The sequence below is a fragment of the Yersinia artesiana genome, assembly GCF_902726545.1.
Lineage (GTDB): Bacteria > Pseudomonadota > Gammaproteobacteria > Enterobacterales > Enterobacteriaceae > Yersinia > Yersinia artesiana.
In genome coordinates, this window is sequence record NZ_CACVAD010000015.1 from 13,949 (window position 1) to 32,376 (window position 18,428).

An 18,428-nucleotide genomic window follows, 5' to 3' on the forward strand; every position below is an offset into this window, starting at 1 on the left:
CATGATGACGCACGCTGTATTGATGGCCCGGATAGCCAAAAAAAGCCTGACTGGCTCGGTATTGAGTCTGAGCATGTTGGTCGCCGGTTGTGCCACTGATCGCTTGGATCTTGCACCGGCATCTTATACCACCCCCTGGACGGCTGATGGGAATGCCGCCATAGGGAGTGGTAACTATACTGTGCCGCCGAATCCGCTGGTGGCGGAATTAGCCGCACCGCCCAGCATAAAAAGCGAGCATACTTATTCGTTACCTGAATTGATTGATATCGCTCAGAGTCAGAATCCGGATACCCGCATTGCCTGGCAACAAGCACGACAGGCAGCACTGGCGGTCGGAATGGGGGAAGCGATATTTTTACCGATAATTTCTGCCAGTGTGATTGGCGGTTACCAGCGTACGACCACGCCTTTACCTTATGCCATCGGCAACGAAAAGGATTTGAAAACCAGCGGGAGTGCGGTGGTTCCTGCCTTGGCATTACAGTGGCTTATTTTTGATTTTGGTCAGCGCAGCGCGTTGCTTGATGCCGCTAAACAGACTTCTTATGCCGCCAATGTGACCTTTAATGGTATGCACCAGAAGCTAATCTATGATGTCACTCGCACATATTTCCAATATGGTGCTGCACAAACTCAGCGCCAGATAGCAGAGCAAACACTGAAAAATAGCCTTAAAATTCAGGATGCTGCCGAGGAACGGCGCAAAAATGGTATCGCGACGACAGTTGAAGTGGCACTGGCACGCCAGCAGGTTGCACAGTCTGAGTTACGTCGTGTGGTGGCTAAGGGTACTGAACGTGATGCTTATCAGGCATTATTGAGCGCAATGGGAGTTTCTCCGTCATTGGATATTAAAGTCGCTTATGCCGAAGATCGTGCTTTACCGGATGGGATGAGCGCACCAACCGAACAGATGATTCGACTGGCACTCTCCCAGCGGCCAGATGTGTTAGCCAGCTATGCGGCGGTCGAGGCGGCTAAAGCGGGTATCAAAGCAACAGAAGCTGATTTCTTGCCGAAAGTCTATCTGGCCGGGGCGGTAGCAAGCGGTGATGGGCATTTTGATATTCAGGGCCTGCCGGGTATTAGCCCACAAACTTCATCTTCCAGTATTTTAGTCGGTGTCAGTGTTCCTCTTTACGATGGAGGGATACGTGCCGCGCGGGTGAAAGAGGCGGAATCTCGAGCTGCGGTTGCTGCCGAAGGGTTTAAGAAAACGCAAGAATTGGCGGTGCGTGAAATTGTCGTCGCAGCAGATACCTTGCGCTCTGCGCTGGAAGCTAATCAGGCGGCATTAACTCTGGTGAAAACCTCGTTTATTACCTATGACGCCGCACTGGAGTCTTATCGCAATGGTGTCGGCACCATAACGGTCGCCAACGAGGCTGCTAATGGGTTATTGAATGCACAGCAAATGAGCACTGACGCGCATGCCGCATCTTTGGTCGCAGCCGCAAATTTGGCTTTTGTGATGGGTAAAATGACGAATACTTCAGAATCGTTGGCACTGCTGCATTAAATGGGCAGTGAATCATTTGTTAGTTTTTAAAACGGATGAATACCAAATACTATTTTTAGTATAAAGGTAATTTATTGAATTCAGAACGTATGATAAGAAGTGAATAATGGTGCCGGACTCGGAATCGAACCAAGGACACGGGGATTTTCAATCCCTGCGTTTAAGCGTTATAAAATTAGGTAATTAACATTAAATTGTAATTGTTCACCTGAATAACTAATTCGGGTGATTAAGTGCATATAATTCCAGTTATTTCAACCAAAGGTGGTGAGGGTAAATCTACTCAAGCTGCCAATCTGCCCGGTTTTCTTGCCGATGCCGGTCTCAAGGTCCTCCTTATTGATGGGGATTATGCTCAGCCTACGGTAGTGATGGGCAGTATGAACTGCAGGGGTAACTGTCTACGGAGAGGTTCTTCCGCAGCCTGAAAGCTGAGAGGGTAAGCTATCACCCGAAGCCAGGGTATCGCAGATGTTATCGATTACATCGACAGTTATTTATAATCTGAAAAGGCGGTATTATCGGCTGGGAAATATATCGCCGAATGAATATGAATGTCGACTACAGCAATGTCCCTAAATCTGTATCCGGTTTTAGTTGACCGTTAAAGTCGGTACTGTTCGATCTTGTCAGAACATCCTCAGCACGCGCAGGAAATTTCGCGGACACAACGCTGAATGTAATGAAGTTTTTCAATCAGCCACGCTGGCGTGGCTGATTGATCAGAGTTTTCCTGGTGATAACACTGCTAACACTCAACAATACCGATTCATTCGTCCAGTCGACTTTGTCATTGGATTATTCGCATTGATACGAAACCTACGCCAAGAATCCGCCTATCCGAGCTTCCGGTAAGCTGCATAGGCGATACCGGTTTGGGTGGGATGAAGGTGATGCTATCGGCGCTCTCGCCTGCAAGGTCAACATCCAGACGGATTTCAGAGAAAGCTGCAGTGAGCGGAATACGGTATTCACGACTGCCTATCCTGACGAGAGTCGGTTCATGAGCATTCGCGCCAAAAGCCCGGGCTTTCAGTATAAGAGAGAATTTCTGCGGCAGTGGGTCGGTAAATTTGAAGACGGCTTGTTGGGATGACCAGCGTCCCCACGGCTCTAGCCTATAAAGACCTTGGGCGTCGTCTATAAAGTCAGGCATGCCGGCCCGGGTAAAGTCTATTCCACTCATCAGGCTTGCGCTGTAGCGTGGGCCCAGAGCGTCTGCAAAATACCCTGCCTCTCGCTGAATTTGCTTTGGTGTTAGACTTGCCAAGTCTGGATGCGCGCTGTTATCCAGCTTATAGAACACCATTTTTTTGTCGTCACTTTGAAGCAGCGGCGGTTGCTGTAGCAACTGAGATAATTCTTGAATAAGCGCTTCACCGTTGTCTGCATAGCCGCGACGATCAATATAAATGCCATCGAAGCCGAGTCTGCGGATGACCTCAATCTGATGCGATATTGGCTCTTGTCCCAGCGCACGATAGAACAAATCACCTGGCCGTCCCTTCGTACCGCCGTAGCTCCAATGCAGGTCTTTCGAATGTAGCACGCCAGCCATCATTTGGTAACTGCTCAAGTGGTGCATTATCGGTGTTTCAGGAAAGCCCATGTAAGGCAACTGATAAACCGCCCCCCCCGCAGGGAGCGCTTGTTCGATAGAGTGGATAAAGTCTCTGTCGCTATCGAACGAAGCCTTAACGGCCGTATTACAGTTTTTGCAGATTGGCGCGGTCTGGTCGTACAAGCCCACGAACATCAGCACTACTGCAATGGCTACCGACTGATTGGCAAGCCGAGGTGCTTTCTTCTGCAATAAAAGCTGGAGCGAAATGAAGAAGAAAAGCAAGGCGCCGCAAGCGATGAAAATACTGTCTCTGTTCCAACCCCTTATCAACGGGGAAATGACCATGGCAAATAGCGAACCTAAGCCGCCTACAGTTGCAAACAGGAACAGCACAAATATTGTGACCGCCAGAAGGCGAAGCTTATCATCGGATCCCGTCCGTGCAGGGATGAAGATTAGGTAAAGCAACGCCATCATAAAACCGGCAGCACCGATGATACCCAGCGACGAAGTCGCATTTTCGTTGGTTAAAGGGTTACTATGATACTTCTGGGCGACCTGTCTAAATTGCGAAATCCGGTGGTCTAACCGCGGCATCAACAACTGCATCATCTTCAGCCCATACTTTTCAGATTCGGCAATTGAACGCTGAGCCATCTCCTGGTTAGGACCGTCCTGATAAGTCCCTAGCACGTTAGGCGCGAGGTTTAACATCACACCCAAAATGGTTGCGCTGATGAGTAGCGCCGCTTTTTTCGCACCGTGGGAGCGTCGAGATTTGATAGCGCTCATGACACCGGCTGTGGCGAGAATAATCACCCCAAATAAAGCGTAATACACTCCAAAGGAGGCGAGAACCAGCATGCCTGCAGCGGACGCCACGAGTTTGCGAAGCGTCGATTTAAGTCCGGTGTAATAGGTAGGCCCGCAGGTCAGGTATATATCTAATGCCAGATAGAAAAACAGCGGGGCGACAAAATACCAAGTGTAAAAAAGATGCCCTAACCGAAGGAAGTGGAAGGGGACAAATGTGTAAAGGACGCTCATCGCCACGGCAAAGCTGCGATTCAGAGAGAAAGCCCGAGCGGTCACGTAGGTGGCAACGAAGCAGGAAGCAAATCCAAATAAAAAGAATAGATTCACTCCCCCCACCCAGCCGCCACTCATCAAAGCGAATACTTTGATCAATAAGTGAGCGCCCGAATCTGAACCTGGGAAATCCAGGAAGCTTGAACCGAATGGATAACCACTTCGGACGTTATCGAATAGCCAGCCTTCCGTGACTCTTTGCGCCATCCAGGCATGGAACAATCCATCACCCGCATAGGCATAGGGGGTTGTCAGGTTGGGCATCAAGCCGTCGGGTAGGCCACTCATGAAAATGCTTGCGAGGAAGAAAGTCGCAATCGCCCCGATGATTATCAGCTTCCAGTCGGCGGCAAACGTCATCCGCCATGTTGGATAAGCGCTCATTTTAGTATCACTATATGTAATTGGTTTAATTATAGATTTCAATGCATTCCCCAGAGCAGTTAGTCAAAATTCACGCGTTCGCTTTCGATGACTAACGGCATATTGCGGATTTTAGTGTGAACCGAGCCCAAGTACTCCCCAAGCATTCCCAAGAACAGGATCTGTACCGAGCTGAAAAAGAACAGAGAAATGAGCAATGGCGCGATACCCATTTGGAATGAGTCCCAGAATACCAACTTCGCAATCAAGAACCCAAATGCGGCTAACAGGCTGAACCCTGCGAGCATTGCGCCGCCTATCACCATCAACCGTAGCGGCACTTTGGAGTGATTGGTAATACCCAGCATGGCAATGTCATACAACGTGTAGAAATTGTTCTTGGTTATGCCACGCATGCGCCGCGGCTGCTTGAATGGCACGGTCGCGATCGGGAAGCCTATCTCACACAGCAGACCACGGAAATACGGGTAAGGGTCGTCAATCTTCTTCAGTATGTCCAGAACGGCCCGGTCGAATAGACCCGCTCCTGTGGCGTTCTGCACCAATGGCACTTCGGAGATACGCGTGACGAAGCGATAGTAGATACGGCGTGCGATGAACATTAGGCGCGACTCTTCACTCTCCGGTTTCACCGCCATGACTGTCTTGAAACCCTCCTCCCACTTTTTCACGAACTCTTCGATCATTTCGGGCGGGTCTTGTAGGTCAGAGGCAATCAATATTGCGGCGTCGCCCCGAGCCTGAAGCAAAGCATAGTACGGCGAGCGGATATGGCCGAAGTTTCTCGCGTTCAGGATGAGCTTTACCCGCTTGTCTTGGGCAGCCAATGCACGCAACTTGACGATGCTGTTATCAGTCGAGCAGTTATCGATGAAGATATGTTCATAATCGTAATCAAGGCGTACCATAACGTCGACGATGCGCTGGTAAAGTTCATCAATATTGGCTTCTTCGTTGTAGCAAGGTGTCACTATGCTGATGAGTTTACGCATGATTGAATATATACCTGTTATTAATGACAAATGAGAGTAGAGCCATCGGCACAATTAATGCGACGCCAGCTAGATAGGGGGTCGCGCCCAGTGATGTAAGCGCAGCAATACCTGCTACGTTGGCACCGTAGACAACGGTGTACCCGGCCACGAAACGGAAGATGAGACTATTTTTTTTCGAGCCAAACACCAAGGCACCGATGCTTTTAAAGTTGAACAAGACGCCGAGGATCGTGGCCAGTAACAGAGCCATGCTGTAATGCAGACCGAGGTAGAGAAAGGCAGCAAAACAGCCGTAGCCGAACGCCGCATTCATCACCCCCACCAACAAAAAACGGACCAGCTTTACCTCTAGAAGTGCGCTAATCCGTGGGCATGCTTTTTCAGCCTTCTGCATACAGCGCCTGCCTGATCTCATACATCACACCGCTCAGCGAAGAATCGGCGGGCACATATCCGAACAATTGCTCGGCCTTGCGATTGTACGAATAGTAATGAGTCTTTTGGCCTGTGGCATTCACCTGGGGCTGCTTACCTACAATCGTAAAGTTCAGGCCGAACTGCTCGCCCAAAGCTGCGAGCAACTCAAATTTCCCTACGGGCGCGAGGCTGTAACAGTCCACAGCACTGTTACATGCAGGAGCCTGCAGTATTCGGTCGATTAACTGCATGAAGTCAGCCGGGGTAAGGTAGTCCCGCAGCATGTCGTCCGGGGCAACTTCCAGAACCGTCCCTGCATGCAGTGCCCTTAGGATATCGCTAAGGAAGAACCGTGCCTCGCGCGCCTGACGATGACTGAAATAGCTGAATACTCGAACATCGACGATAGCCGCATCCGGCAGTGCTCGATGGCGACATTCGGTCTGGAATTTGGCAGCGCCATACCAGTGCTGGGGCAACAGGGTATTGATTGGAAAAACTGCAGTCGAGGTCTCGGTGATCGGGGCTGTAAAATTGGAGCCATAGGCGGCGCCGCTACTGAGATAGATGTATTTGCACTCAGGGTGGCTGCGCAGATAGGCCAAAGCAAGGTTGTCATAGTGTTCGGTGACGGTAAAAATGGCTTGGCCCATTTGTAACGCTCTGGCCGGATCGCCTACGCCAACAAAGTTGATAATCGCATCGAACTGGTCGCTATCATCAAAGCTGTCGTAGGTGACGACGGTAAATCCCTTGCGCGCCGCAGTCTCTTGAAGCTCGGCATCCAACGTGCTGGTCGCACGGACGAACAGGGTGCACTGATAAGTCGTCGACGGGATGCTGGCTATCAGGTCCTTGGCGATATGGCTGCTCGCTCCCAGGATGGCGAGTTTCATTGACCCAGTTCCAGTAGCGGCGACTGTTCGTTGATGGGGCGGCCGAACTCCAGACGTGGTCGGCACTCCCGCGCATCTGGCATCAACACCTCAATCAGCATCGGCTTTCCATTCGCCAGAAACTCAGACACCGCTGCCTTGAAGGTTTCCAGGTCGCTCAAGCTCCGCGAGTCGATGCCATAGGCAGCACCCAGTGCCTGGAACTGCGATGTGTAGCCATCCCAGTAAGTTGAGGAGTTACGACCCTCAAAGTACATTTCCTGAAAGCCTCGTACCATGCCCAGGGAGTGGTTGTTCAATACCACAGTGAGGATGGGGAGACGCTCACGGGCGATGATATCCAGCTCCTGGATATTCAGTTGGGCGCCGCCATCACCAGTAATCACCACAACTGGCTTGCCGCCAGCGATGCAGATACCCACTGCAGTGGGAATGGCAAAGCCCATTGTACCCAGGCCGCCGGAATGGTGCATGGCCTGACGAGAGCCTAGGCGCAAGGTGTGCGCGGCCCACATCTGGTTGTTGCCCACATCAACGACGTAATCTAGCGCTTGACCTTCAGTCAGTTCGTTGAGGGTACTGAACAATTCGAAAGGGCTGATACTCCAGTCCGTGTACTCGTCCTTGAACGACTGCTCGAACACCTGCGCTAGGTGCGCTTGCCAAGCAGTGGGGGCGGATCGAAGGTTTGGAGCATAGTTGACGAATGAGGCAAATACCGCCTCAAGGTTAGCATTGATCGACTGTTGTGCCTTTACCCTGTTATCCAACTGGGCAGCGTCCAGGTCGAACTGCACAATGCGCGCATTGTGCGCGAAGGTTTCCGTCTTTGCGCCAGTTTGGCGCACATCCATGCGGCTGCCGAACACTATCAGCAGGTCGCAGTTCTGCACTGCATAATTAGCCGCTCTGGTGCCATAGGCCCCGAGCATTCCAAGGTAATGCCCGCTGGCGGGGAGTTTCTCTGCACCCTTAAGGCTTGCGACGTGAGGGATGCCTAGTTTACTGACCTCGCCCAACCATTGGCTGAACCCTGGCATATTCACTGCGCCGCCACCAATAAGGAACACTGGTTGCTGCGCTTTTTCCAACAACGCCCATACATCGTCGTACGGGGCGCTTTGCTCCGAGGCCAACGAAGACTCATAGGCCCAGACGCTTAATAATTCATCCAATACCGCGTCGTCCACCTCGGCTCGCTGGATGTCCATGGGTATGTCCAGCAACACAGGGCCTGGGCGATCTGCTCGAGCGATGGTAATCGCTTTGAGCAAGCAGGGGATCAGTTCATCAATGTGCCCGACTTGATGAGCATACTTGGTGATACTGCTCACCAACGCGACGCTATCGAGCTCTTGAAAACCCTGTTGACGGATGGCCCGTTCCCCTTTGAGCTCATGCGTATTGACCTGGCCGGTCAGGAACAGACACGGGTGGCTGTCCAACCAGCAATCGGCAATTCCCGTGATCAGGTTCGTGGCACCCGGGCCACTAGTGCCCAATGCCACGCCCATCACCTTGTGATTCGTCGCACGTGCGACAGCAGATGCAGCGAAGGCAGCGCCTTGCTCATGGTGCATTGATACCAATCTGGTCTTGCCAAGCAAGTTAATGCTGTCCACCAAATGGGTGATCATTCCACCGATGAGCTCAAAACCATAGATGACTTGGGTGTCCGCTAGGACTTTTGCTACTGCATCCGATGCTTTCATAAGTTAGAAACCGATCCCGAAGAACTCTTCCAGTTTTTCACCAACATAGTCGAAATGTTCCTGGCCCAACGATGGTTGCACGCCAAGCCAGAAGGTCTGGTTCATGGTGCGATCTGTGTTGGTAAGCTCGCCCACCACGCGGTATTCCACATCATGGAAGTACGGCTGGCGAGTCAGGTTGCCTGCGAAAAGAAGCCGGGTACCGATCTTGTTCTGATCAAGAAACTTCAGCAAATCTACACGCTTGACGCCAGCAGTCTCTTTCAAGGTAACCGGGAAACCGAACCAAGATGGCTCACTGTTAGGTGTAGGCTCGGCGATTTCCAAGAAGGCACTGAGGCTGGCCAAACGCTCTTTCAGCAGCTTGAAGTTACGCTTGCGGGTCTCGATGAATTTCGGCGCGCTATCCAATTGGGCCAAGCCGCAGGCGGCTTGCATGTCAGTGATTTTCAGGTTGTAGCCCAAGTGTGCGTACACATACTTGTGATCGTAACCTTGCGGCAGGCTACCGAACTGCTGTCCGAAACGGTTGCCGCAGGTGTCGTCGCAACCTGGCGCGCAGTAGCAGTCACGGCCCCAATCACGGAATGATTCGGCGATCAGTCTCAGTTGGGCGTTGTTCGTAAACACTGCACCACCTTCACCCATGGTGATGTGGTGGGCAGGATAGAAGCTGAGAGTGGCGATGTCGCCAAAGGTGCCGACCATCTTGCCGTCGTATGTCGCGCCCAGCGCGTCACAGCAATCTTCGACCAGCCATAGGTTGTACTTTTCACACAACGCTTTCACCTTGCCCAGATTGAATGGGTTGCCCAAGGTGTGAGCGAGCATGATGGCCTTGGTCTTCGGCGTGATGGCCGCTTCGATCAAGTCTGCATTAATGTTGTGGGTGTTCATTTCAACATCGACGAACACAGGGATCGCACCGAACTGAACGATCGGGTTGACGGTAGTCGGGAAACCCGCAGCGACGCCAATGACTTCGTCGCCTTTTTTGATTGCACGATCACCTAGTTTCGGTGAAGTGAGGGTGCTGAACGCAACCAAGTTGGCCGAAGAACCTGAGTTCACGGTCAGCAAGTAGTTCACGCCAAGGAACGCAGCCAGTTTCTTCTCGAATTCAGCGTTGAAACGACCAGTGGTCAGCCAGCCGTCCAGCGAGGCCTCAACCATCAGTTGCAGTTCACGTACGCCGATTACTTTACCTGATGGAGGGATGACGGTTTCGCCCCCGACAAAAGGTTTAGCCGCCAAGGCAGTTTGGGCGTAGCGCTCAACGAGCTGGCTGATTTCCTGACGGAGCATATCGGGGGTCATAGTATTTCCTGTTCAAGCTAATTATCGGTTAGGTGCCAGTGGCATGGCTGCCATGTAGCTATTGATTTCTTCTATGCAACGGGCATGCATGTCATCGCTCTGCAACCAGGCGCGATGCCAGTTGACGATGCGAGTCAGCGTCGTCTCCAGGTCCCATGTTGGTTCCCACTTCAGGTGAGTGCGGGCCTTGGATATGTCCAGTTTTAAATAGCGTGCTTCGTGCGGTTGCGGGTCGCTGTCAAGCTGCCAGCTAGCGCCATCCCCCCACGCCTGCACCATGTGATCGAGTATCCATTCGACAGGTTGAGCGTCTTCGTCGCGAGGACCGAAGTTCCAGCCCTGAGCAAATGACTGGCCATGCTCCCATAGGTGCTGTGCCAGAACAAGGTAACCGCTTAGCGGCTCAAGTACGTGCTGCCAAGGGCGGGTGGCCTTCGGGTTACGCACGACAGCGGGCTTGCTCTGTTCGACAGCACGCAGGATGTCCGGAATCAGCCGGTCGTCGGCCCAATCGCCCCCCCCGATTACATTGCCGGCGCGCGCCGAGGCCAGCGCAGCAGAGTGTTCGGCATTGAAGAACGAGTTGCGGTAAGCGCTGGTGACCAATTCCACACAGCCCTTACTGTTGCTGTACGGATCGTGGCCACCCATGGGCTCATTCTCGCGATAGCCCCATTCCCATTCCTGGTTCTCGTAACATTTGTCGGTGGTGACATTCACGATGGCACGTAGGCCGGGGCACTTACGCGCGGCCTCCAACACATGAACGGTGCCCATGACGTTGGTGGAGTAGGTTTCGACAGGCTCACGGTACGACAGCCTAACCAGCGGTTGAGCTGCCATGTGAATCAGGATGTCCGGATTGAAGGTAACCATGCTCTCTGTAACGGCATGCAGGTCGCGAATGTCGCCTATCTGCGACTCTATGCTCCGTTCAACCTGTGCCTGTTCGAACAGTGACGGCGTAGTTGGCGGTGCCAAGGCAAAGCCTTTCACCTGAGCACCCATGCCCTGCAGCCATAAAGCTAGCCAGCTACCCTTGAAGCCAGTATGGCCGGTGAGAAAAACCTTTTTGCCTTTCCAGAAGTCAGCGGAGACAGAAGCTTTCATATCGTTCTCAGTCCCAGATTTTCCAAGGCGCGTGACCACTCTGCCACAACTTCTCAAGCAGATTTTTGTCGTGCAGGGTATCCATCGGTTGCCAGAAGCCCGGGTGCTCAAAGGCCATCAGTTGGCCCTGTTCGGCGAGGCTCATCAGCGGGCCCTGTTCCCAGACCGTGCTGTCCCCTTCCAGGTAATCCAGCACCTGAGGAGAAAGTACGAAGAAGCCGCCATTGATCATGGCTCCATCGCCTTTAGGTTTTTCCTTGAAGTTCAGAACCTGGCTTTCACTGATGTCCAGGGCACCAAAGCGGCCTGGCGGAAAGGTCGCGGTGAGCGTGGCAGCTTTGCCGTGGCTCTTATGGAAGGCGATGGCAGCGCTGATGTCCATGCTTCCCACGCCATCGCCGTAGGTGAAGCAAAAAGCCTCATCATCGCGCACATAGTCTGCCACTCGGCGAAGGCGACCACCGGTCATCGACGTTTCGCCCGTGTCGACCAACGTCACATTCCAGTCTTCAGCACGCTGGTCGTGAATCTTCATGGTGTTTTCGCGCATGTTGAACGTGATGTCTGACGTATGCAGGAAGTAATTGGAGAAGTATTCTTTGATGATGTAACCCTTGTAACCACAGCAAATGATGAAATCATTGATGCCGTGGGAGGAGTACATTTTCATGATGTGCCACAGAATCGGCTTGCCGCCGATTTTAACCATAGGCTTGGGCTGCGTACCGGTCTCTTCGCTTAAACGCGTGCCGAGCCCACCTGCTAGAATGACCGCTTTCATAACCGTTCCTTGTTAGTTCGAACTCACGAATGCATCGGAGTAAAAGTGTTTGACAGGTAACCCCGCAATAATCAATGCTTCACGGGCGGAATGAATCATGTTTTCCGAACCACAGGCGTAAACCACCGCCTGGGTGAGGTCGATTCCATCATCCAGCAGGACGGTCTGTACATAGCCTGTACGCCCCTGCCAGTCCGCGCTGGCTCGCGACAATACCGGAATAAACACCGCGTTCAGGCCCTCTAACTGGGGAACCCAATAAATGTCGCCTACGGTACGCCCGCCCCAATATATGAGAATTTTCTTGCCTGCTGCCAGATTCGGGTTGTTTAGCAGTTGCTCAAGCATCGCCTTCACTGGCGCAATGCCGGTGCCGGTAGCGAGAAACACGATTGTGCTGGCGTCTTTGTCTCGCAAGCAGAAGGTGCCGAGTGGGCCCTCAAGACGAAGTAGGTCATTCGGTTTGGCGCTGCCGAACCAGTAGCTTGACATCGCGCCTTGCTTGACTTCGCGGATCTGCAGTTCCAGTTTGCCGTCGGCGCGTGGGGCATTGGCAATAGAGTAGCTGCGGCGCAGACCGCCATCACCGATCACGTCCAGATATTGACCCGGAAGGTAATGCAGCTTGCTGGCGGGAGGAACCCGCAAGATCACTTCCACAACGTTATCGGTCAGACGGGTGATCGTATCGATGCGGCAAGGGAGAGTTTTGACCTCGACGTCGCCCAGAGCGCCAATGTCTTCGGCATCAATCTCTACATTGCTTATGGCATGGCGGCAGCAGGTGAGAATTATTCCGGCTGCAACTTCCTCGGTAGTCAGTGATGTTTCTTCCCTGTGGGCTTCAGTATTACCGCTGAGTACGGTGGCTTTGCACACGCCGCAACGACCCGTGCGACAGCTGTATTCCAAGGTGATGCCTGCTGCTTTGGCACTGTCCAGCAGTGAGGTGCCAAGCTCGGAACTGAATGTCTGCCCGTTGTGAAGTTTTACTGAAACCATGGCTTATAGGATTCGAATTTTGGAAGGCTACTAGAATATACTATCTACTTAGTGTCTGTCATTATCAATGCTAATTATGCGATCTTAACCACCGGTCAGGTACTGCTCAATAATGGCCAGCTATTCCTCTGGCTTCTGACAAACGCTTTCACATGCAGAGCAGGTATGAGTCTTACGCAATACCCCATAGAACTGAGGATTCCCCCCAAAAAATGAGAGGTTGAACAGGCTTCTATCGCAATTAGAGTACCCGACTCAAACTGGCGAAGCGTATCCAGCAATTTCTGACGCGATATTTTTCTGTTCCAGGCAACGGAGCCATCAACCATCCTGACACATACCTGAAAAACAGATTTGGCAATATCGATACCAACAACTCTGATCTTGTTCATGTGATGTTACTCCCAGATTAATGCAGTCAGTAAAAGTATGACATTGGCTATGTTAGGGAGGAGCGTCCATCACATCATTGCACTAAACCGTCATCATTATCGTAACGGTAAGGGTATCTATATTTACCGTAAATATGAAAATGAAAAAAAGGATAGCCGATTTATCAAAATATTCGGTTATATGATCCCGCTTACTCTTATTTTCACTCATGGGATTATTCCCAATGACAGTAAGTGGCTGTCAGCTAATAAATAGATATTTAATAAGGCATTCAATAAATCTATATGGAGATAGAAATGACTTCGGCTAATTATGACGATATTCTTCAGGACTATTTTTTTAGTAAGTCATTGAGGCCAGCAACTGAATGGAGTTATCGCAAGGTAATCAATTCCTTTAGACGTTATACCGGAGATCATCTGTTGCCTGGTGAAGTGAGTCGGCTAATTGTATTGAACTGGCGACGGTATGTTTTAAATGAGTAGGAACTCTCATCTATCACTTGGAACAATAAAGTAGCTCATATGAGAGCTATTTTTAATCATGCACTTTTACATGATTTTGTTTCACATAAAGAAAATCCATTTAATGGTGTTATCGCCAGACCCGATGTAAAACGGAAAAAAACGCTAACTCAATCTGAAATAAAAAAATATATCTGGTAATGGACGCAAGGGAGCGGAAAGAGTGTGTCGGGATAATAGATAAATCTCGATGAGGGATGGATTAATTTACGACCAGAAGCCTCGAAAAATCATAAAGAACATCGGGTACCGATAGTCCGAGTGTTACGTCCGAGACTGGAGCGGCTGGTTGCAGCGACGATAGACAAGGGGGCTAATCAGATGGATCAGTTATTCAATATCAGTCGGTTTGACGGGAGAAAAGAGTCTGTCACTGAAAATATGGATAATCCACCATTACGTTCTTTCTTCCGCAGACTTTCAGTTGAATGCCGCTGTACGATTAGCTCACATCGATTTCGGTATACTATCGCTACTGAGATGATGAAATCATCGGATCGTAATCTGAAAGCAGTTCAGTCTTTGCTCGGGCATTCAAGTGTCGCGGTTACTCTGGAATATATTGAAGGGAGTATAGACAGTCTAAGATTGGCATAGGAAGAGGTTTTTTCAGATTAGAAAATGGTTTTAAGATATTTTAAGCATTGAAAGCAGTAATTACCGTTTTCCTTGAATAGGAAATTGACAGTTACGATAAAAAACTGCCAATCTTTGCAAAGAATCGACATAAAAAAACCGAAGATGCATTAGCACTCTTCGGTTTCTTCGTACTCTATGTTCAACCAAGGTGTAGCGATTACAGCCTACTTTACGATGATGATTCAGGTACTTTGTCATGCCTGTTAAAAATCTTACTTCTTAACAAACAGGTTATGAATAATGGTGCCCGGACTCGGAATCGAACCAAGGACACGGGGATTTTCAATCCCCTGCTCTACCGACTGAGCTATCCGGGCAACGGGGCGCATTAAACCGTATTGGCACCAAATCGTCAATGAGTTTCTCATATAAAGGCGATCAGTTGCTCTCTTTTCATGCGAAACTCGCTAAAAAATGTAGGTGTGATGATTTTTTCATCATAACTCACTGTTTCATCTGCTTGATTTATAGATTTTTTATTTTTCAGTTCGTTAGATAACAACAGCTTAGATATTCACTAAATATGCATTTTTATTAAGTTTCAAGGGTTGAATCGATCCCCTAAACATGTAATTATTGCGCGAATTTAGCGTTACTATTCATTCGGCTAGTTCATACCATTTTGAGAGTTTAAGTGGGGGCGGTTATGACATTTTCACACTATCCAATGCATATTCAGCGCCTCACATGCCACTTCTTCTGCTCCATTTCTATTAAGTCTCTTATCCCTTCCATGCGGTAAGGCTACGTGTTGCTCACTGTTAGGCATTATTAAAAATAGAGCCAACCCTCTGATTTTACTGATGTCTATTGGTCGATGCTGAGACCAGTTCATTCACTATTCTGGCTTTCCTTTGGCCGGGAGACGTGTATGTCTAAGATATCAATTTGCCGGCATCACAAAAGCTACTCAATGTGATGCTACCTACATGCCAAAGTGGCAGCCTCATACCTGACCGTTTGAGAGTAAGTGACATGACACAATTAAAAATAGCAACAAGTGCTCGTTTGGCTTCTTATATAGAAAGCCAGCGTGGAATGGTATATCTCAATCAGACTGATTTTACGGATGTTGCCGCCGTGGTGATGTCGGTAGAAGATGCGAATGCCGGTATATTGTCAAAGCTATATGATCTGGGCTTTGCTATTCCTACTTTTGTTGCTGTCACGGCAGAACAGACGGTTTCTGCGGAGTATTTGCCCCTAATTAAAGGCGTTATCACACTCGGTGAGGCAAATAAGGCATTTTATAATGCTCAGGTAGAGGCTGCCGCCAGTGAATATCAAAAAAATCTGTTACCGCCTTTTTTCTCAACATTAAAGAAATATGTCGAGATGAAAAACTCAACCTTTGCTTGCCCTGGGCATCAAGGCGGTGAGTTCTTCCGAAAACACCCTGCTGGCCGTCAGTTTTTTGAATTCTATGGTGAGACAATTTTCCGGTCAGATATGTGTAACGCTGATGTCAAATTGGGCGACTTACTTATCCATGAAGGTGCGGCAAAAGACGCACAGAAATATGCAGCTAAAGTCTTTAATGCAGATAAAACCTATTTTGTTCTGAATGGGACTTCAGCAGCCAATAAAGTGGTTACTAATGCTTTATTGACCCGTGGTGATTTGGTGTTATTCGACCGAAATAACCATAAATCCAACCACCACGGTGCACTAATTCAAGCAGGGGCAACGCCTGTTTATTTAGAAACTGCCCGTAACCCGTTTGGTTTCATCGGCGGTATTGATGCACACTGTTTCGATGAGCGCTATTTGCGCCAGCAATTGAGTGAGGTTGCCCCTGACCGTGCGGGTGATGCACGGCCATTCAGATTGGCTATCATTCAGTTAGGTACCTATGACGGTACGGTGTATAACGCACGGCAGGTGGTTGATAGTATTGGTCATTTATGTGATTACATTTTGTTTGATTCGGCATGGGTGGGTTATGAACAATTTATCCCAATGATGAAAGATTTCTCGCCGTTATTGCTGGAATTAAATGAAAACGATCCTGGGATTATTGTGACTCAGTCGGTACACAAACAGCAGGCTGGCTTTTCCCAAACTTCACAAGTACATAAAAAAGATAACCACATCAAAGGGCAAAAGCGCCACTGTAACCATAAGCGTTTTAACAATGCATTTATGATGCATGCCTCGACCAGCCCGTTTTATCCATTATTTGCGGCATTGGACATCAATGCGAAAATACACTCTGGCGATAGTGGCCGCCGTATGTGGATGGGTTGTGTCAAACTCGGTATCGAGACCCGTAAATTATTATTAGAGCGCTGCTCAATGTTGCGGCCATTTATTCCACCTACAGTGAGGGGGAAAAATTGGCAGGATTATGATACGGATATTATTGCCAATGATGCTCGCTTCTTTAATTTTGAGCCTAACGAGCGCTGGCATGGGTTTGAAGGATATAACCAAGACCAATATTTGGTTGACCCATGTAAGTTATTGCTGACCACGCCGGGTATTGATGCCAGTACTGGACAATATACCCAGTTTGGTGTGCCAGCAGCGATACTGGCGACTTTCCTGCGCGAAAATGGCATTGTGCCGGAAAAATGCGATCTGAACTCGATCTTGTTCCTGCTGACACCGGCGGAAAATCCAAGCAAAATGGCTCATCTGGTTGATATGTTAGTGCAGTTTGAGCGCTATCTTGAACAAGATGCACTGCTGTGTGATGTATTGCCGACGATATATCGTAAAAATGAAGAGCGTTATTGCGGATATACCTTGCGTCAGTTATGCCAAGAGATGCATGACCTGTATGTTCGTTATGATGTGAAGCAGCTACAAAAGGATATGTTCCGAAAAGCCAGCTTCCCGCAGGTTGCTATGAATCCGCAGGATGCCAATATTCAGTTTGTCCGCGACAATAATATTGAACTGAAACCTATTGCTGAAGCAGAAGGGTGTATTGCTGCCGAAGGTGCGTTGCCCTATCCGCCGGGTGTGTTGTGTGTTGTACCGGGAGAAATATGGGGTGGGGCGGTACAGCGTTATTTCCTCGCATTAGAGGAGGGGATCAATTTATTACCGGGCTTCTCACCGGAATTGCAGGGTGTTTATATCGAAAAAGGTGATGTGGAGTGGCGGCGTATTTTTGGTTATGTCATTATTCAGTAACCTGAAAACAGTATGACAGCCGATGAGAATGTCGGCTGTCATACTATAGTTTATCCCTCTCAGGATAATCAGTAACCGAAATAACGTACCAATAAAACAGTACCTGAAAGCAATAGTAAGATGTTTATGGTCTTAATCAATTGTTCACGACTGATCCCTAAGCTGATTTTATTGGCAATCGCCAATCCGACTAACATCCCAGGGGCTAATAGCAATACCATCCACAGAATTGACAAGTCCATATAGACTCCGGCCAGCGCAAATAAAATCACTCTGGTAAGGGTACTTAGGCCAATAAGTGTCGTCTGCGTAATCCGTAAATTGTCTTTGCTGGCTATCCGTCCGGATAAATAAATAGCATAGATAAACCCGCCGCTCCCAAATAATGCACTGAAGATACCGCCAATTAAGCCAAAAGGAATGGCGGCTATAGGCTTGAACTGCTTTTGTGGTTTGCGTCGGCTGAGGGAATAAATTGCATATAAAATGACAAATATGCCCAACGCCAATAGCAAAATATCGGGGCGGGTTCGCAGCAGTACCGTTGCGCCTATCAGACTGCCAATAATCATCAATGGCACCAGGCGCTTGAGCTCAGCAATATCTGCATGGCGGCTATGACGCGCTACATTGGTGATTGCGGCAACCATATCAATAATGGCTAACAATGGGACAATCTTTGCTACGGGGATAAATAGTGCTAAAACCGGGCTGGCAATTAACGCGGAACCAAAACCAGTAATACCAAAAATAATATAGGCAATGACCATAGTGGAGAAGATAGCCACCATTTCAAAAACGGTAAGTCCAAGGTCCATTTGTTCAATCTGCCAGTAGTGGATCGAAAATAGTGAGCGATACTATAATCTTTTTATTGCGAATGGTTGTTATTCAAATGTACACAGTTATCCGCTGATCACAATTTTAGCCATAAAAATGGGG

Annotated in this window: 13 protein-coding genes, 1 tRNA gene and 2 pseudogenes; 4 read left to right on the plus strand and 12 right to left on the minus strand. The window is 49.4% G+C overall.

The genetic code is table 11. The features are described 5' to 3' along the window. Position 1: 1 nt before the first annotated feature. Together HU019_RS06785 and HU019_RS06790 are read left to right on the plus strand one after the other, a co-directional pair. Positions 2 to 1,522 carry a TolC family protein gene (locus HU019_RS06785; RefSeq protein ID WP_174847835.1) on the plus strand — a complete coding sequence of 507 codons (1,521 nt, stop codon included), beginning with the start codon at positions 2 to 4 and terminating at the stop codon, positions 1,520 to 1,522. 233 nt (positions 1,523 to 1,755) lie between these two features. Next, positions 1,756 to 1,887, plus strand: a pseudogene (locus HU019_RS06790) (ParA family protein); the annotation flags it as partial. 425 nt (positions 1,888 to 2,312) lie between these two features. On the opposite strand, the gene HU019_RS06795 reads toward HU019_RS06790, so the two are convergent. The 10 genes from HU019_RS06795 to HU019_RS06840 form a co-directional block, all read right to left on the minus strand. Continuing rightward, a complete protein-coding gene (locus HU019_RS06795; protein WP_174847834.1) occupies positions 2,313 to 4,559 on the minus strand; it encodes a DUF7024 domain-containing protein in 2,247 nt (748 codons plus the stop codon). A gap of 59 nt (positions 4,560 to 4,618) precedes the next feature. Next, a complete protein-coding gene (locus tag HU019_RS06800; RefSeq protein WP_174847833.1) occupies positions 4,619 to 5,551 on the minus strand; it encodes a glycosyltransferase family 2 protein in 933 nt (310 codons plus the stop codon). Next, positions 5,544 to 5,948: a GtrA family protein gene (locus HU019_RS06805; RefSeq protein WP_174847832.1), complete on the minus strand. Its 405-nt coding sequence runs from the start codon at positions 5,946 to 5,948 to the stop codon at positions 5,544 to 5,546. Before HU019_RS06805 ends, HU019_RS06800 begins: the two co-directional genes overlap by 8 nt. Beyond that, positions 5,935 to 6,867 (minus strand): NAD-dependent epimerase/dehydratase family protein, encoded by a 933-nt coding sequence (locus HU019_RS06810; RefSeq protein ID WP_174847831.1) that lies wholly within the window; start codon positions 6,865 to 6,867, stop codon positions 5,935 to 5,937. The genes HU019_RS06805 and HU019_RS06810 overlap by 14 nt, the downstream gene beginning before the upstream one ends. Further along, positions 6,864 to 8,579 carry a thiamine pyrophosphate-binding protein gene (locus HU019_RS06815; protein WP_174847830.1) on the minus strand — a complete coding sequence of 572 codons (1,716 nt, stop codon included), beginning with the start codon at positions 8,577 to 8,579 and terminating at the stop codon, positions 6,864 to 6,866. The genes HU019_RS06810 and HU019_RS06815 overlap by 4 nt, the downstream gene beginning before the upstream one ends. 3 nt (positions 8,580 to 8,582) lie before the next feature. After that, a complete protein-coding gene (rfbH, locus tag HU019_RS06820) occupies positions 8,583 to 9,896 on the minus strand; it encodes a lipopolysaccharide biosynthesis protein RfbH (protein WP_174847829.1) in 1,314 nt (437 codons plus the stop codon). A gap of 21 nt (positions 9,897 to 9,917) precedes the next feature. Next, positions 9,918 to 11,006, minus strand: coding sequence for a CDP-glucose 4,6-dehydratase (rfbG, locus tag HU019_RS06825; RefSeq protein ID WP_174847828.1), 1,089 nt, complete (start codon positions 11,004 to 11,006; stop codon positions 9,918 to 9,920). Positions 11,007 to 11,013: 7 nt separating this feature from the next. Beyond that, positions 11,014 to 11,787, minus strand: a complete 774-nt coding sequence (rfbF, locus tag HU019_RS06830) for a glucose-1-phosphate cytidylyltransferase (RefSeq protein WP_174847827.1) — start codon at positions 11,785 to 11,787, stop codon at positions 11,014 to 11,016. Between the two features lie 12 nt (positions 11,788 to 11,799). After that, on the minus strand, positions 11,800 to 12,789 hold the full coding sequence (locus HU019_RS06835; RefSeq protein ID WP_174847826.1) for an FAD-binding oxidoreductase: 990 nt from the start codon (positions 12,787 to 12,789) through the stop codon (positions 11,800 to 11,802). Between the two features lie 95 nt (positions 12,790 to 12,884). Further along, the gene (locus HU019_RS06840; RefSeq protein WP_227739219.1) at positions 12,885 to 13,181 is read right to left on the minus strand and encodes an IS110 family transposase; all 297 of its coding nucleotides are present in this window, start codon (positions 13,179 to 13,181) and stop codon (positions 12,885 to 12,887) included. A 297-nt stretch (positions 13,182 to 13,478) separates the two neighbouring features. Between HU019_RS06840 and HU019_RS06845 the strand changes: the two are divergent. After that, positions 13,479 to 14,303, plus strand: a pseudogene (locus HU019_RS06845) (tyrosine-type recombinase/integrase). A 283-nt stretch (positions 14,304 to 14,586) separates the two neighbouring features. Here the strand turns inward: HU019_RS06845 and HU019_RS06850 are convergent. Further along, positions 14,587 to 14,662: transfer RNA gene (locus HU019_RS06850), tRNA-Phe, on the minus strand. A 658-nt stretch (positions 14,663 to 15,320) separates the two neighbouring features. Here HU019_RS06850 and speF point away from each other — a divergent pair. After that, positions 15,321 to 17,486: an ornithine decarboxylase SpeF gene (gene speF / locus HU019_RS06855; protein ID WP_174847825.1), complete on the plus strand. Its 2,166-nt coding sequence runs from the start codon at positions 15,321 to 15,323 to the stop codon at positions 17,484 to 17,486. Positions 17,487 to 17,554: 68 nt separating this feature from the next. Here the strand turns inward: speF and HU019_RS06860 are convergent, their stop codons facing one another. Next, positions 17,555 to 18,304 (minus strand): sulfite exporter TauE/SafE family protein, encoded by a 750-nt coding sequence (locus HU019_RS06860; RefSeq protein WP_174847824.1) that lies wholly within the window; start codon positions 18,302 to 18,304, stop codon positions 17,555 to 17,557. Positions 18,305 to 18,428: the final 124 nt, after the last annotated feature.

Excerpts from the sequence above, each read along its gene's own strand:
- HU019_RS06785 (WP_174847835.1), top strand. The coding sequence starts at position 2 with ATGATGACGCACGCTGTATTGATGGCCCGGATAGCCAAAAAAAGCCTG.
- HU019_RS06795 (WP_174847834.1), bottom strand. The coding sequence starts at position 4,559 with ATGAGCGCTTATCCAACATGGCGGATGACGTTTGCCGCCGACTGGAAG.
- HU019_RS06800 (WP_174847833.1), bottom strand. The coding sequence starts at position 5,551 with ATGCGTAAACTCATCAGCATAGTGACACCTTGCTACAACGAAGAAGCC.
- HU019_RS06805 (WP_174847832.1), bottom strand. The coding sequence starts at position 5,948 with ATGCAGAAGGCTGAAAAAGCATGCCCACGGATTAGCGCACTTCTAGAG.
- HU019_RS06810 (WP_174847831.1), bottom strand. The coding sequence starts at position 6,867 with ATGAAACTCGCCATCCTGGGAGCGAGCAGCCATATCGCCAAGGACCTG.
- HU019_RS06815 (WP_174847830.1), bottom strand. The coding sequence starts at position 8,579 with ATGAAAGCATCGGATGCAGTAGCAAAAGTCCTAGCGGACACCCAAGTC.
- rfbH (WP_174847829.1), bottom strand. The coding sequence starts at position 9,896 with ATGACCCCCGATATGCTCCGTCAGGAAATCAGCCAGCTCGTTGAGCGC.
- rfbG (WP_174847828.1), bottom strand. The coding sequence starts at position 11,006 with ATGAAAGCTTCTGTCTCCGCTGACTTCTGGAAAGGCAAAAAGGTTTTT.
- rfbF (WP_174847827.1), bottom strand. The coding sequence starts at position 11,787 with ATGAAAGCGGTCATTCTAGCAGGTGGGCTCGGCACGCGTTTAAGCGAA.
- HU019_RS06835 (WP_174847826.1), bottom strand. The coding sequence starts at position 12,789 with ATGGTTTCAGTAAAACTTCACAACGGGCAGACATTCAGTTCCGAGCTT.
- HU019_RS06840 (WP_227739219.1), bottom strand. The coding sequence starts at position 13,181 with ATGAACAAGATCAGAGTTGTTGGTATCGATATTGCCAAATCTGTTTTT.
- speF (WP_174847825.1), top strand. The coding sequence starts at position 15,321 with ATGACACAATTAAAAATAGCAACAAGTGCTCGTTTGGCTTCTTATATA.
- HU019_RS06860 (WP_174847824.1), bottom strand. The coding sequence starts at position 18,304 with ATGGACCTTGGACTTACCGTTTTTGAAATGGTGGCTATCTTCTCCACT.